The following is a 13,415-nucleotide window of genomic DNA, read 5'->3' on the forward strand; positions in this document are numbered from 1 at the left end:
CGCGGGCGCGCCGCGCACAAGACTCGCTCGCCCACCCCTACCGGCGGAACAGGCTCAGGCGCTGCGCGTCGCGCCCGCGTGCAGGTTCTTCGCCGTCGGCGAGGTCGGCACCTGCTTGGCATCCGGGTACGTGTGCAGGACCCGGTCGGCGGTCCCTGCGGTGGTGACGGTGAACCAGTAGTGCTCATTCTTGTAGTGGTGCTGGCGGTGATTGAGCCAGATCGCGTGGTAAATACGGGATTTCGGACGGTAGTCGCTGTGGATCAGGTAGTGCGTCCACTCGTACACGAGCCCGATCGCGCCGATGACGGTGAGGAAGGTCAGGGCGAGGCCCGGCCGGGGGAAGGCGAGCGCCGCGAGCACGGCCAGGGTCGGGATCAGCCAGACCAGGGTCTGCCAGGGGATGAAGATCAGCGGCACGTCGCGCGGGTCCGCGTGGTGTTCGCGATGGCTCCTGGCGAGCAGGGAGTCGAGCGTCACGCCCGCGACGGTCTTCGGTCGCCAGTGCAGGATGCAGACGTGGATGGTCCACTCGACGAACGGGAACGCGGCCAGCATGACGACCGGAAGCACGGCGTCGCTCAGCTGCCAGTCACCGACGACGAGGCGGCCGACCAGGGCGGTCGCCAGGATCGCCGAGATCATCCACGGGGAGGGGTGCCGCCAGAATTCCGTTGCGGCAGTGCGCAGATCGAGGGGCTTCCTGCCGCGCGCGGGTCGTGTGGCGGTACTCATCTCGTTCCCTCCAAGCTGTCGATGATGGTGCTGATCGCGGTGGTGCCCAGTTCCAGGAGTTCGACGGCCAGGCGCTCGGCGGCGTCCTCGTCCCGCGCGGCGATGGCGTCGGCGAGGCGGAGGTACGCGTCCGTTCGGCCCACTTCGGCCTTCATCACCTCGCCGAGGGCGGTCATCGTGGGTTCGTAGGCCTGGCGCAGGCTGTTGAAGATCAGGCGGAAGGCGATGGAGTCGGCGCCGTCGACGACGCACTCCCAGAAGGCCAGTGCGTGCCGCTGCAGGGCGACGGGGTCGTCGTCCGTGTCGAGCGCGTGCACCGCGTCCCGCAGTTGTGTGGCGAGTTCGGTCCCCGACCGGGCGGCCGCCAACCGGGCGACCTGGGACCCGATCATGGTGCGGGCCTCGAGGACGCTGCGCACCACGGCCCAGTCGGGCTGCCCGCCACGGATGAGGAGTCTCGGGAGCAGTTCGGGGCCCCCGTGGCGCCGGAAGTCCTTGACCGACGTCGAATCTCCCTGCCGCACCTCGACGAGGCCGGAGTGCGCCAGCTTCTGCAGCGCCTCCCGGACGGCGGGCCGCGAGACCCCGAGCGCTTCCGCCAGGTGGCGCTCGCTCGGGAGCGAATCGCCTGCGGCGAGCTCGCCGCCGAGGACGCGGGCGGTGATCTGCTCGAACACCGCGCCTGACGCGGACTGCCGCACGATCGGCTCAAAGGTCATGTGACCGACGCTAGGCCCCAGGTGGTCAGTGGTCAAGTGGTAAGACCAATTTGCCTGCACGGATTCGTGCCCCGAGCGCCGCGGCACGCCCGTCGATGCCCTAAACTAAGCGCTCGCTTAGAACTATCCAGAAGGAGAACGTGATGGGGATCCTGGACAGGTTCCGGCTGGACAACAAGGTGGTCGTCGTGACCGGCGCCTCCTCGGGTCTCGGGGTGGCCTTCGCGGTCGCCTGTGCGGAGGCGGGTGCCGACGTCGTGCTCGCGGCTCGTCGTGTCGACAAGCTCGAGAGGACGGCCGAACTGGTGCGCAACACCGGCCGGGAGGCGCTGTGCGTGTCGACCGACATCGCCGATCCCGATCAGGCCCAGCACATGATCGACGCCGCCATGGAGCGCTTCGGTCGGGTGGACGTGCTGGTGAACAACGCCGGGATCGGTACGGCGCACCCCGCGACGCGGGAGACCCCGGAGCAGTTCCGGCAGGTGATCGACATCAACCTCAACGGTGCCTACTGGGCCGCGCAGGCCTGTGGCCGGGTGATGGCGCCGGGTTCGGCGATCGTCAACATCTCCAGCGTCCTCGGCCTGACCACCGCGGGGTTGCCGCAGGCCGCCTATGCCGCCAGCAAGGCCGGGCTGATCGGACTGACCCGCGACCTGGCCCAGCAGTGGGGCACCAGAAGGGGCATTCGGGTGAACGCGATCGCGCCCGGCTTCTTCAAGTCGGAGATGACCGACTCCTACCAGGACGGCTACCTCGACAGCATGGCACCGCGATTGGTCCTGGGCCGGATCGGCGACCCGGAGGAACTCGCCGCCACCCTCGTCTGGCTCGCCTCGGACGCGGCCGCCTACGTCACCGGGCAGACCATTCCGGTCGACGGCGGACTCACGATCACCTGATCGGACCGGGGCGCGGTGCCAGGGACACGCCGCATCACAGCCGAGGAACGACTTCGCGCATGCCGCAGTGGCGTACCTCGACCTCTACCCGGCCGTCGTGACCGAGCTCGACGCGACCGACCCGCGCGCCGTTCTCGGACAGGATGGTGGCCACGGTCGCCCGCCCCGCGGGCAAGACGCGGGCGGTCAATGTCCCGCCCTCGATCTCGTGCAGGGCGTCGATCAGCGCGGAATGTAGTTGTGACACCAGGTCTTCCGGTCCGTCGCGCAGTCCGCCGTCGTCGAGGAGGATCACCTTTGCACCGCGCCTCCTGGCCGATTCCACGGCTCGGCTGACCCCCTCGTCGGACGCGAGCACGGGAGCGCGGAGGGTGTCGCGCAACCGCTCTTCCACGAGTCCGCATTCCACGCGGGATCCGGCACCGAACTCGTCCCCGGTGGCGGACCGTTCGAGGAGAGGCCGGGCCAGCAGGTCCAACCGGGTGAGCTGGGTGTCGCGTTCGCGCAGCACGGCCTGGGTCGCCGCCTCGTCCGCGGCTCGTTCGGACTCCTGCTCGCGCAGCCTGAACACCGCGGGGCCAACCGGCCGGATGCTGAACGCGAAGAACACCGACATCAGTACGGGTGCGAGATTGATTGAAGCCAAACGAATTCCGGTGCCCCATCCCTGGCCGGTCGCGTCGGACCAGGCTCCGCTGGTGAGGGCCATCAGCGCGGCGCCGGCAAAGGCGTACGGTGCACGGCCGCGCACCGAAATGTAGACCAGCACAGCGGTCACCGCGCGAATCTGCCAGGCGGAGTCCAGAGTCCAGCCCGGCACGGGCAGCTGCCACAGGACCAGTGCGCATGCGACCGGTCCGAGAGCGGTGAGTGCGAGCGTGTAGGCCATCGGCAGCGGGTCCCCGGGGACGGCGATGATCACCACCGCCGCGGCGGTGACCAGCACGGCTGCCAGGACGATCGGCCAGACATGCTGCACCCCGTCGAGATTGGCGAGTGCCGCCACGGTAAAGCTCAGGCAGAACAGTGCGGTGAGCACCTTCGCCGCCGGACGGTCCATGCCCAGCAGCACGCGCACGTCGCGCACGTCGCGCGGCGGGACCCCGCTCACGGTGCCGCCCATCGGAGCGTGACCTGGGTACCGCGGTCCGGGGCCGAGCGGATCTCCGAGGTGCAGCCGGCCGCTGTCATGCGCGCACTGATGCTCACGCTGATCCCCAAGCGGTACTGCGGGACCCGGGTTGGATCGAAGCCGCGGCCGTTGTCGGCGACAAGCATCCGCAGGCCCTCGGTGTCCACGTCGATGATCACCAGTCGGTCGGCCTCCGCCTCCGGGTGGTCGGCGTGCCGCAGGCTGTTCCGTAGCGCCTCGGCAGCGGCGGAGGCCATCGCGCGCGCGACCTCCCTGGGAACGGTCAGCGCCGCGTCCCGGACCTCTAGGTCGACGGACGCGTTCTCGTCGACCTCGACCAGGGCGGTGCGGATCAGCGCAACCGCGGCGTCCACGTCGAGGTCCTCGGTGGCGACGTCGCTGGCGCGTAGCCGATCGAGTTCGGCCAGCGCGACGGCAGACTGCCCGCTGAGATGATCGGTGTTGCCGTGCCGGGAGATGCCGAGCAGCGTCGACATGATGCGGTCGTGGATGAGCCCGTCGAACCGCTTGCGTTCCACGTTCCGCGCGGAGGCGGCGGCGGTCGCCGCGGACTGGCGCTTGGCTGCGGCGAGGGTGCGGTCGAGGGTGCGTCCGGACTGGACTGCGGCGATGGTCGCGACGACGAACAGGCTGTTGGTCATCACAACGTTGAAGGTCTCCGCCAGGAGTGGACTCTGTGAGTCACCGCGGGTGACGTGACGGATCACCTCTGCAGTGCTGGCGCTGACCACGAGGAACAGCACGCTCGGCGCCGGACGCCAGCCCAACGCCGCCGCCATCGCCACCAGACCAGGGATCGCGGACATCCACACCTCGCGGGTCGGCGAGATCTGTCCCTGTAGCGCGACCAGCCAGCCGGCTGCGGCGAGGAGGTAGGTCGCGGCGCAGAGCGAGCCGAGACCACGAACCCAACGGAGGTCCTTGGCGAAGCTTGCGGGCCACAGGGCCAGTAGGGGAACGAAGACGACAACCGCGGCAACAGGGGTGTACCACGGTGCGAGTTCACGGGACTGGATGATGAGGATGGGAATCAGCACCACGCAAAAGACCAGCGCTCCGGCGCCGATCACGCGGGCAAAGGTGCGGATGATCTTCTCTTCGGCGGTGCCGATCCTATTGACGCGTCTCGTCATCCGCGTCGGCGGTCCGCCATTCACGCGGGCACTGCTGAAGGCCGATTCACAGCTCGTCGAGCGAGATCAACTCGTCCTGCACGGCGCGGGCGACGAGCGCGGCCTTCGTCGGGGCCGAGCGGCCGACCTGGTTGTACTTGGCGCGGATGCGTGCGAGATGGGTGTTCACGGTGCCGACGGACAGGTACAGGTCGGTGGCGACGGTGTTCTTGGAATCGCAGCGCAGCCACTGGAGCAGCACCTCGACTTCGCGCGGCGACAGCGCCGGACGGCGCAGGCTGCGCGGTTCCTGTCGCGCCGCGGGGGCGTGCGCATGGTGGTGCTGTTCGTCGACTGCGGTTCTCATGTCACGACCCCCGGATGTACGCGGTTGGCCGAGGGCTCGACCCCTCGTCTCGGGCCCTCCTTGCGGATCGAGGCTATGGGGTGGGAGGCGATCTGCCGAGACGGCAGTTTCCTGCCCGTGAAACCAGGGGCAAGGTTAGCTGAGCGAAGCTTCGGCGTCTGCGGGGTGGCCGTCGTGGTCGAACTCGGTGCGTCGAACCCGGACCGCGCTGCTGGCGAGCACCGTTGCCATCGTGGCGCGGCCGGGAGGCAGGACGCGCACCGTGACCGCCCCGTCGGTGGCCGCGGCGAGCTCGGCCGCCACCGTGCCGAGGAATCGGTCGGGCGCCCCGTCCACCGCGTCATCCACGGCACGGTCGTCGAGCAGGACGACCTCGACGCCCCTGCCCCTTGCTGCGCGTGCGGCGGCGGCCACGACGGGTCCGGAAAGGCCAGGGGCACGCAGGATGTCGCGCAGGTGCGCCTCGAGCAGTCGACAGGCGATCCGCTCGTCCTCGTCGAGGTCGACCCCGGTGGCGATCCGGTCGAGCAGGGGCCTGGCCAGCTCGTCGAGGCGCCGCAGCTGCCGGTCGCGTTCCTCGAGCACCGCGGAGTCGGCGGCCTCGGCGGCGACGCGCCGCACGGTCTGCTCGCGGAGCTCGAAGATCTCCTTCGCGGACGGTCGGACGGTATACGCGACGAAGGTGGCCATCAGCAGCGGCGCCATGTTGATCGCCGACATGCCGAGGCCGTAGCCGGCGCCCTGCCCGGTACGCATCGCCCACAGCACGCAGCTGCCGAGCATCGCTGCCATGCCGAGCCAGCCGAGCGCGATCCGCCCACGCACGCACATGTACGCCAGGATCGCGGTGCCCGCGCCGAGCGGCCAGGTCTGCAGCAACCCGTCGACCGGAACCGGAACCACGGACAACACCAGGTTGAGCGCGATCGGACCGGCGAGGGCCAATGCCACCGCTGGACGGAACGGCAACGGGTCTCCCGGGATCCGGACGAGGGTGATCGCGCCTGCACTGACGACGAGCCAGGCAGCGAGCTCCGCCCACACCGCGCAGGGTCCCGGGCTCGAGCTGAGGGAGACCAGCAGGAAGGTCAGCACATAGGCGGCGACGAGTGCCTTCGCCCCGCGCGTGTGCAGCCCGAGCAGCTCGCGGACGTCCCGGGTTCCGCCCGCGTCGGTCACGACGAGCTCCACGCCAGGTGGACCCGGGCGCCTGCCCCCGGCGCGGTCTCGATCCGGGCTGACCCGCCGTCGAGCTGACGCATCCGCCCGTGGATGCTCACGGACACCCCGAGTCGGTGGGCGGGGATCGCGGTGGGGTCGAAACCCCGGCCGTCGTCCGCGACCAGGACGGCGATCCCGTCCGCTGCCACCGTGACCGCCACCGAGCGGGTGGCGGTCTCGCCCGCGTGGCGCCTGCTGTTGCGCAGCGCCTCGGACAGGGCCGCGGCCAGGGCGCGGGCCGTCTCGGCAGGGATGGTGAGAGCCAGTGCGCCATTGCGCCTTTCGACCCGCAGCGCGACCCCCTCATCCACGTCGGTCGCCGCGGACCGGAGGAGGGAGAGTGCCTCCTCGCAGCCGAAATGCTCCTGTGTGCCCTGGCCGTCGCGCAGGGCGTCGAGCTGACGGAGCGTCGTGGTCGCGAGGCGGCTGACAGCGGGCGTCGCGCCCTGCCGGGACGCGGCCAGCAGGGTGGACATCACGCCGTCGTGGATGAGTGCGTCGAACCGTTCCCGTTCGACGGTGCGGGCGCGACGCGCGGCTGCGGCGGCCGCCGCGGCGTGGGTGGCGTCCGTGGTGGCATCGAGGACCCGGCCGGTGCGCAGCGCCATCACCGCCGCGCCGACGAAGAGCGTGCAGAACATGATCGCGAACGTGATCTCCGGAAGCAACAGCTCCCTTGGGGCGTCGTCGTGTGCGGCGAAGTTGACGACCTGAACGGCGACGCACCCGATCACCAAGTGCGCGAACATCACCCAGGTCGGCCACGTCGACACGACCGCGAGGCTCGCCAGACCGGGGAAGGTGGCCAACCACAGGCTCTCGCCGCTCGGTAGGGCTGGGCCGTTCCAGGCGAGGGGCCAGCTGAACACCGCGAGCAGGAAGACCGACGCCGCCACCCCGGAGGCGATCCGCATCGGTCGGATGTCGCGGCGGAACGACAGCGCACCGGGCAGCAGCCCCGACCCGTACACGGCGGCCACGATCACCGGGGTCCACCAGGCGTCCATTCGCGTCGCCATGGATGTCACGGACGGCAACAGCAGGATCAGATAGACGGCGTAGCCGGCGCTGATCAGCCGCGCGACCATCCGCGAGATGTGATCGGTGGACTGGTGGCGCCGACTGTTCGCCGGTGTGGTCATCGGCGTCCGGGGTGCAGCAACGGTGGCGGCAGCCACCCGTCCTCGACCGCCCGCTTGTACAGATCGGTCTTGGTGCGGGCGGGCCTGCCTGCCTCGGCGTACTTGGCCCGGATCCTGGCCAGGTAGTCGTTGACGGTGTGCGGTGCGAGGCCGGTCAGGCTGGCGACGCGGGCGGCTTTCTCGCCAGAGGCATAGAGCGCGAGCACATCTCGTTGGCGTGGACTGAGTCCGACGTCCTGCAGGCCGGGATCTCCGTCGATGGCGGCTGCCCACTCGGTGGTCACCACCTGCTCGCCGTTCGCGGCCGCGGTGATCGCGGCGACAACGGTGGCGGTGGGCTCGGATTTGCGCAGCACGCCGAGAACACCGGCCTTGGCGGCGAGCCGCACCAGGTAGGGATTCTCCGCTCCTGTGAACACGAGCGTCTCGAGTCCGGCGGCCCGTAGTTGCTCGACGTTCGATTTGGGGGAGGAGCCGTCGGAGAGTCGGAGGTCGAGGATCACGAGATCCAGATCGGCGCCGAGTGCGAGCAGTTCGGGCACGGTGGGTGCCGAAGCCGCGATGACCAGGTCCGGCTGGTCGGCCAACATGGCCTCGAGGCCCATCACGACGGATTCGTGGTCCTCGACGATGCCGACGTGTCGTGGGCCCGGTTCGGCGACTGGGAGATGGTCTGCGTTCGACGAATTCTCGGTCAATCTGCTCCTCGCACCGGGGGTTCTCGGCACCGCGCCCATCGCGATATCGGGCGGGCCGCGGATGACGTTAACAGCCGGCCTCGATGCTCGGGGGCGCGACTGGCATTCACCATTCCATGCGAAGGGAAATTACGTTACGTATTCGATTTGAGATGCGGTATCCGTCGAATGAGGGACAACAGACTTGGGGGTCTGTGTAACGGATAGTCACTGGTAGGCGATGCATCTGTCTCGTTCATTGGGTTAATGGAATGGTATCTGGACAACTGTTCAAGATCATTTGGACAGATGACCTGAAAGCGCACAAATCCCGTGCGGCGTTGTGATAAACACGTTGAATCGTGAACCGGTTACCGGAGTCAGGCAGGCCTCACCGGCGACCCGATCACGATGTCGAGACCCTCTGAACGAGCACGGATGTCCGAAACCGAGCCCACTCGACTGGGCGCACGTAACCAAATCCGAACACCACTCTCCCTGACCCCCCCGACGGGGGTCCGACGAAAGCTGAGCTCTTACATGAACAAGCAGACCAAGGGCGCCATCGCCGCCGGCGCGGCCGCACTCCTCCTCGCTGGTGGCGCGGGCACCATGGCCGCCTGGAACTCCTCGCAGACCGTCGGTGGCGGCGCGGTCAACTCCGGTACCTTGTCGCTCTCGCAGGGCACCCCGGCCGGCTGGACGGATAGCACCGGCCCCATCGACATCACCACCTTCAAGGCCGTGCCCGGCGATGTCGTCACCTACAACGCGAGCTTCGTGGTGGGAGCCAAGGGCAAGAACCTGGCCGCGACCCTGAAGGCCGATCCCAGCTCGATCACCGGTGATGTCGACCTCAAGACGGCGCTCAACCCGACCGTCACCGCGACCGTCGATGGCGCCGCACTGCCCTCGAACGGTTCGGGTGCCGCCATCACCCAGGCGCAGGACGGCAAGACCGTTGCCGTCCAGGTGAAGTTCACCTTCGATTCGGCGACCGCCGGCACCACGGCTCAGGGACAGGCCGTCAACCTGGCCAACTTCAACGTCACCCTGACGCAGAACGCCTAGCCGGAATCGCCCACCCGGTTCCGGGTGGACAACCCCAGGCGTGTCGGTCGCCGGCCTCTTCCCGGCCGGCGACCGGCCTCCTGCTGGTCGCATCGTGCTGCACAGCTAAGCCGCAGCCGCACAAGGGTATTGATTCCGCCGCACCGGCGCCCCGATAAGCCGATCAAGAAAGGCACAGCAATGTCTCGTCATGAGGTTTCGAGTTCACCGTCAGGGTTCGGTGCCCGGGCGCGGTCGTTGATGTCGGGGAGTAAGCCGCGGGCGGTTGCGTCGTTGGGGATCGTGCTCGGTCTGGGTGCGATCGGGACGTTGGCGGCGTGGAGTGACACGGCGACGGCGACGTCGGGTGTGTTTTCGACGGGGTCGATCGATCTGCAGCTCAATGGGGAGCAGGGCAATCCGGGTGCGTATGCGTTTGCGACGTTGACGAAGACGGGGATGATGCCGGGTAACAGTGTGGCGGCGACGTTGCCGGTGCAGAACACGGGTTCGACGGCGTTCAGTTACACGATGTCGGCGGCGGCGACGTCGTCGGCGTTGGCGCCTCTCCTGAAGGTGACGGTGTCGACGGGCACATCGAATGGGACCGTGTGCAGTGGTGGCACGGTGATCGCGAACAACGTTGCTCTTGTGTCCGGTGGGAACGCGAACCTGATTACCGCTCCGCGTCCGTTGGCTGCGACGACGGGTGCGGAGACGTTGTGCTTCCAGGTGACGTTGGACCCGGCGGCGACGACGGCGGCGCAGAACCAGACGGTGAACACCTCGTTCAACTTCAACGCGACCACGGCCTGAGCGCGCCATGACCACTCAAGGAACTCCGATGAAATCGGATCGCGGACGGACCGGTCGTGAGATCGCACTGAATGTCGGCGCCATCGCCGGCCTGATCTGCGTACTCGCCGCCGCTGCGTCGTTCTTCTTCGGCATCAAGCCACTGATCTTCCGTTCCGGCTCGATGTCCCCGGACATCACCACCGGCTCGCTCGCCCTCTCGCACAACGTGCCTGCCTCGGACCTGGAGGTCGGCGACGTAGTCAGTGTCCTCAACGAGCAGGGCACTCGAATCACCCACCGCGTCAAGGAGATCGTCTCGTCCAACGCGGACACCTCCGTACTGATCCTGAAGGGCGACGCCAACCAGGATGCGGACATCTCGCCGTACACCGTCACCGAGGCCGATCGGGTGTTCTTCAGCCTCCCGGGCCTGGGATACGCGGTGGCATGGCTCTCCTCTCCGCTCGCGATCTTCCTCGGTGGGGCCTTCGTCGGAGGCCTGATGGTGATCGCGTTCCGGCCGGCCGGACGCACGGATGATGACGACCCCGGCAACGGCAGCGGCACCCCGAACTCGGCGGAGTCCATGAACTCCGAGCCGAACCCCGTGGCGCATGGCGACTTCGACGATGCCCCGACGCAGCAGTTCGAGATGCCCGCGCGGCACGGGACGGCGATCCGGGCGCTGCTGCCCGCGCGGACCCTGATGGTGCTCGGGGCGGCCGGGTTGACGGCGTTCGGTGGCACCGCGGTCGGGACGACGGCCGCCTTCAGCGACAGCGCCATCGCGACCAGCTCGTTCTCCTCAGCGGCGAACTTGATTCCGACCGTGGGATCGAGTGGCTGCGGAGACGTCACCGTATCCGGCATCCACTACGGCGCCAGAGTGAACTGGCCTCATATCGGCTCGCCCTACAGGTACCGGGTCCTCGTCCGGCAGGACAACGGCGTGGTCAGCCACACCTCGAACATCATCGATCCCGGTGCCATGGCTGCGGGTGGAAACCTGACCTACACGATCGGTGACGCTCAGGTCGGATCGCACACCGGCTGGGCATACACGGCTGAGATCCACACGGTGAATCTTGCCGGCGAGCAATCGACCGGATGGCGCGGCAGTAGGCTCTGGCAACCGACAATCTGGAATGTCAAGTGCGATGGCCAGACTCAATCATCGAGCCTTGCCGCTTCTGACTCGGGCACCATGGCCGCCCGGATGGCAGCGCCTGAGACCACGACAACCACAGTGACTGCGCCGCCGTCGACGACCCCGCCGTCGACCACCACGACGACCGCGCCGCCGACCACCACGGCCGAGCAGCCGAAGGCCACGACCACTGTGCCGTCGACGACCACGTCGACCACGTCGCCGACCACCACGACCGAGGTGCCGAAGCTCACGACCACCGCGCCGACGACAACCACAACGGTTCCGCCTGCCCCGACCACCAACGAGGCCGAGGCGGCAGAGGCCCCGGCCCCTGCACCGTCGGGCGGGTTGACCCTCGCCAACAGGTCGGACTCGGGAACCTATGCGGCACAGGTATCCCCGTCGCAGATCGTGATCACCGACAAGGCCGGATCGACGGTGTCCACCATCCAGGTCGGCACGACGGCGATCGTGAAATGGGCCGACGGCTCCGACGTGCTCTGGATCGCCGATGGTGGCGCGCTGTACCGCGTCGATTCTTCCGGGGGTTGGACGAAGACGAAGGTCGACCCCGAGACCGGTGACCTACCCGCAGAGATTGCGGCTCTCGTCAAGTAGCAGCCGCGCTCCGAGGCCGAATCTTCCTACCCCCGATGGGGTCCTACGAAAGCTGACCATGACATGAACAACAAGATGAAGGGCGCGATCGCGGCGGGTGCCGCGACCGTCCTGCTGGCCGGGGGCGCGGGCACCATGGCCGCATGGAATTCCGGCGTCAGCATCGGTGGCGGCGGGGTCGGCGCGGGCGCGCTGGCACTCACCCAGAGTGGAGCGCCGAGCTGGGTGGACCAGCACGGCGCCCTGACGATCACGGACTTCCGTGCAGTGCCGGGTGACACCGTCACCTACACAGCGAGTTTCGTGGTGACGGCTCAGGGAACCAACCTGCGGGCGAATCTGACGGTCGACAATGCCACCATCACCGGCGACCCGGCGCTGAAGGCCGCGATGGCCACCTCGGTGACCGCGACTTCCGGTGGGCTCTCGCTCCCGTCGAATGCCGGCGGTGTGGTGATCACGCCGGCGCAGAACGGCAAGGTCGTCGACGTGAAGGTGGTTCTCACCTTCAAGCCGGCAACCGCGGGCGCAACTGCACAGTCCGCCCGGATCGACCTGTCCAACTTCAACGTCACTCTGAAGCAGGTGTAGACCCATGTCGAACAAGACCCGTTGGCTGGCAATTGGCGGAGCGGCGATCGTCGGTGTGGCGCTGATGTCGGCTCAGCAGACCGGCGCGCTGTGGAGCCAGACCCAGACCGTGGACGGTGGGACCATCCACTCAGGCATCCTGGACCTCTCGGTGGGCGGCAGTGGAATGAGCAACTACCCGTTCTCCGCGCTGGCAAAGGCGAACGGGGGGCCGGGAGACTACGCACAGGCGCCGGTCACCATCTACAACTCCGGCAACGTGCTCATGAAATACCGGCTGCAGAACGCGGCTCAGTCCAATTCTGCTGTGCCGCTGAACTTGACGATCTCCGCGGTCGCGAACGAGGCGGCCTGCCCGGCGCAGGGCGCTCCGGTCGGGGCGACCCAGGTCTACGACGGTCCGATGATCGGCGCGCAGGCGCCGACCGCCCCCCAATGGCGCTCCGTCCAACCTGGCGCCAGTGAGGTGCTGTGCCTGCGCGGGACGGTCGGTGCGGCCGCGCAACCGAGCGCGAGTACCACCGCGACGTTCACGTTCGCGGCCGAATCTCGATGAGCCATGCGGTGCAGGTCGAGGAGCAGGACACCAGTGTGTGGGGGTGGGTCAAGAGCATCGTCTCGTGGCTGCTGCTCCTGGTGCTGGTAGCGATCCTCGCGCTGACGATCGTCATCCCCCGGCTCACCGGGTCGACGCCATACACCGTGCTCACCGGCTCGATGGTGCCGACTTATCCCCCCGGAACCCTGATCGTGGTGAAGCCGCAGGACCCGGCGGCGCTGACGGCAGGCGACGCGATCACCTTCCAGAAGGAATCGGGGAACCCCGAGGTGGTCACCCACCGCATCACCATGGTGCGGCAGAACTCGCAGGGCGAGATCACCTACGTCACCCAGGGCGATGCCAATCCCTCGCCAGATACCAATCCCGTTGTCCCGGAGCAGGTCAGGGGCAAGGTCTGGTACAGCGTGCCCTACATGGGCTACGTCAACAGCCTGATCACCGGTAAGCAGCGTGCGCTGATGATCGCCGTCGTCGTCGGCGGCCTCTTCGTCTACGCCGGATTCATGTTCATCGGGGCGATCCGGGACCGCTCGCGCAAGAACGGCCGGCCGGACGAGGGCGCCAACACCGGTACGGACTCTTAAAGCCAACTACACCGCAACATCGGGCGCCGCG

Annotated in this window: 15 protein-coding genes; 7 read left to right on the forward strand and 8 right to left on the reverse strand. The window is 68.2% G+C overall.

Annotated features, from left to right (window positions below):
• Window positions 1-54: 54 nt before the first annotated feature.
• Together ACWFRB_RS01165 and ACWFRB_RS01170 are read right to left on the reverse strand one after the other, a co-directional pair.
• Window positions 55-735 carry a sterol desaturase family protein gene (locus ACWFRB_RS01165; RefSeq protein ID WP_452638199.1) on the reverse strand — a complete coding sequence of 227 codons (681 nt, stop codon included), beginning with the start codon at window positions 733-735 and terminating at the stop codon, window positions 55-57.
• Window positions 732-1,454: a FadR/GntR family transcriptional regulator gene (locus ACWFRB_RS01170; protein ID WP_452638201.1), complete on the reverse strand. Its 723-nt coding sequence runs from the start codon at window positions 1,452-1,454 to the stop codon at window positions 732-734. The genes ACWFRB_RS01165 and ACWFRB_RS01170 overlap by 4 nt, the downstream gene beginning before the upstream one ends.
• A 143-nt stretch (window positions 1,455-1,597) precedes the next feature.
• On the opposite strand from ACWFRB_RS01170, the gene ACWFRB_RS01175 reads away from it, so the two are divergent.
• A complete protein-coding gene (locus ACWFRB_RS01175) occupies window positions 1,598-2,359 on the forward strand; it encodes an SDR family NAD(P)-dependent oxidoreductase (RefSeq protein ID WP_452638203.1) in 762 nt (253 codons plus the stop codon).
• Window positions 2,360-2,393: 34 nt separating this feature from the next.
• Here ACWFRB_RS01175 and ACWFRB_RS01180 read toward each other — a convergent pair whose 3' ends face one another.
• The 6 genes from ACWFRB_RS01180 to ACWFRB_RS01205 all read right to left on the reverse strand — a co-directional run bounded on the left by ACWFRB_RS01180 (window position 2,394) and on the right by ACWFRB_RS01205 (window position 7,959).
• Window positions 2,394-3,482 (reverse strand): hypothetical protein, encoded by a 1,089-nt coding sequence (locus ACWFRB_RS01180; RefSeq protein ID WP_452638205.1) that lies wholly within the window; start codon window positions 3,480-3,482, stop codon window positions 2,394-2,396.
• Complete coding sequence (locus ACWFRB_RS01185; protein ID WP_452638206.1) at window positions 3,467-4,645, reverse strand: sensor histidine kinase; 1,179 nt, start codon at window positions 4,643-4,645, stop codon at window positions 3,467-3,469. The genes ACWFRB_RS01180 and ACWFRB_RS01185 overlap by 16 nt, the downstream gene beginning before the upstream one ends.
• A 46-nt stretch (window positions 4,646-4,691) precedes the next feature.
• On the reverse strand, window positions 4,692-4,991 hold the full coding sequence (locus ACWFRB_RS01190; RefSeq protein WP_452638208.1) for a LuxR C-terminal-related transcriptional regulator: 300 nt from the start codon (window positions 4,989-4,991) through the stop codon (window positions 4,692-4,694).
• Window positions 4,992-5,126: 135 nt separating this feature from the next.
• The gene (locus ACWFRB_RS01195) at window positions 5,127-6,170 is read right to left on the reverse strand and encodes a hypothetical protein (protein WP_452638209.1); all 1,044 of its coding nucleotides are present in this window, start codon (window positions 6,168-6,170) and stop codon (window positions 5,127-5,129) included.
• Window positions 6,167-7,354 (reverse strand): ATP-binding protein, encoded by a 1,188-nt coding sequence (locus ACWFRB_RS01200; protein WP_452638211.1) that lies wholly within the window; start codon window positions 7,352-7,354, stop codon window positions 6,167-6,169. The genes ACWFRB_RS01195 and ACWFRB_RS01200 overlap by 4 nt, the downstream gene beginning before the upstream one ends.
• Complete coding sequence (locus tag ACWFRB_RS01205) at window positions 7,351-7,959, reverse strand: response regulator transcription factor (protein WP_452638327.1); 609 nt, start codon at window positions 7,957-7,959, stop codon at window positions 7,351-7,353. The genes ACWFRB_RS01200 and ACWFRB_RS01205 overlap by 4 nt, the downstream gene beginning before the upstream one ends.
• Window positions 7,960-8,571: 612 nt before the next feature.
• On the opposite strand from ACWFRB_RS01205, the gene ACWFRB_RS01210 reads away from it, so the two are divergent.
• The 6 genes from ACWFRB_RS01210 (at window position 8,572) to ACWFRB_RS01235 (ending at window position 13,384) form a co-directional block, all read left to right on the forward strand.
• Window positions 8,572-9,102 (forward strand): alternate-type signal peptide domain-containing protein, encoded by a 531-nt coding sequence (locus ACWFRB_RS01210; RefSeq protein ID WP_452638212.1) that lies wholly within the window; start codon window positions 8,572-8,574, stop codon window positions 9,100-9,102.
• 273 nt (window positions 9,103-9,375) lie between these two features.
• Entirely contained in the window at window positions 9,376-9,897 is a 522-nt protein-coding gene (locus ACWFRB_RS01215) for a SipW-dependent-type signal peptide-containing protein (protein WP_452638214.1), read from the forward strand.
• Window positions 9,898-9,925: 28 nt separating this feature from the next.
• Window positions 9,926-11,647, forward strand: a complete 1,722-nt coding sequence (locus tag ACWFRB_RS01220; protein ID WP_452638216.1) for a signal peptidase I — start codon at window positions 9,926-9,928, stop codon at window positions 11,645-11,647.
• Window positions 11,648-11,710: 63 nt separating this feature from the next.
• Window positions 11,711-12,238, forward strand: a complete 528-nt coding sequence (locus ACWFRB_RS01225; RefSeq protein WP_452638218.1) for an alternate-type signal peptide domain-containing protein — start codon at window positions 11,711-11,713, stop codon at window positions 12,236-12,238.
• A gap of 4 nt (window positions 12,239-12,242) precedes the next feature.
• On the forward strand, window positions 12,243-12,794 hold the full coding sequence (locus ACWFRB_RS01230) for a hypothetical protein (protein ID WP_452638219.1): 552 nt from the start codon (window positions 12,243-12,245) through the stop codon (window positions 12,792-12,794).
• Window positions 12,791-13,384 carry a signal peptidase I gene (locus ACWFRB_RS01235; RefSeq protein WP_452638221.1) on the forward strand — a complete coding sequence of 198 codons (594 nt, stop codon included), beginning with the start codon at window positions 12,791-12,793 and terminating at the stop codon, window positions 13,382-13,384. The genes ACWFRB_RS01230 and ACWFRB_RS01235 overlap by 4 nt, the downstream gene beginning before the upstream one ends.
• Window positions 13,385-13,415 lie beyond the last annotated feature (31 nt).

The sequence above is a fragment of the Rhodococcus sp. NPDC055112 genome (assembly GCF_053607505.1).

What these genes read in the sequence shown, in the direction of transcription:
- ACWFRB_RS01170 (WP_452638201.1), bottom strand. Translation starts at nt 1,454, where the DNA reads ATGACCTTTGAGCCGATCGTGCGGCAGTCCGCGTCAGGCGCGGTGTTC.
- ACWFRB_RS01220 (WP_452638216.1), top strand. Translation starts at nt 9,926, where the DNA reads ATGAAATCGGATCGCGGACGGACCGGTCGTGAGATCGCACTGAATGTC.
- ACWFRB_RS01200 (WP_452638211.1), bottom strand. Translation starts at nt 7,354, where the DNA reads ATGACCACACCGGCGAACAGTCGGCGCCACCAGTCCACCGATCACATC.
- ACWFRB_RS01235 (WP_452638221.1), top strand. Translation starts at nt 12,791, where the DNA reads ATGAGCCATGCGGTGCAGGTCGAGGAGCAGGACACCAGTGTGTGGGGG.
- ACWFRB_RS01230 (WP_452638219.1), top strand. Translation starts at nt 12,243, where the DNA reads ATGTCGAACAAGACCCGTTGGCTGGCAATTGGCGGAGCGGCGATCGTC.
- ACWFRB_RS01190 (WP_452638208.1), bottom strand. Translation starts at nt 4,991, where the DNA reads ATGAGAACCGCAGTCGACGAACAGCACCACCATGCGCACGCCCCCGCG.
- ACWFRB_RS01205 (WP_452638327.1), bottom strand. Translation starts at nt 7,959, where the DNA reads ATGGGCCTCGAGGCCATGTTGGCCGACCAGCCGGACCTGGTCATCGCG.
- ACWFRB_RS01165 (WP_452638199.1), bottom strand. Translation starts at nt 735, where the DNA reads ATGAGTACCGCCACACGACCCGCGCGCGGCAGGAAGCCCCTCGATCTG.
- ACWFRB_RS01180 (WP_452638205.1), bottom strand. Translation starts at nt 3,482, where the DNA reads ATGGGCGGCACCGTGAGCGGGGTCCCGCCGCGCGACGTGCGCGACGTG.
- ACWFRB_RS01185 (WP_452638206.1), bottom strand. Translation starts at nt 4,645, where the DNA reads ATGACGAGACGCGTCAATAGGATCGGCACCGCCGAAGAGAAGATCATC.
- ACWFRB_RS01210 (WP_452638212.1), top strand. Translation starts at nt 8,572, where the DNA reads ATGAACAAGCAGACCAAGGGCGCCATCGCCGCCGGCGCGGCCGCACTC.
- ACWFRB_RS01225 (WP_452638218.1), top strand. Translation starts at nt 11,711, where the DNA reads ATGAACAACAAGATGAAGGGCGCGATCGCGGCGGGTGCCGCGACCGTC.
- ACWFRB_RS01175 (WP_452638203.1), top strand. Translation starts at nt 1,598, where the DNA reads ATGGGGATCCTGGACAGGTTCCGGCTGGACAACAAGGTGGTCGTCGTG.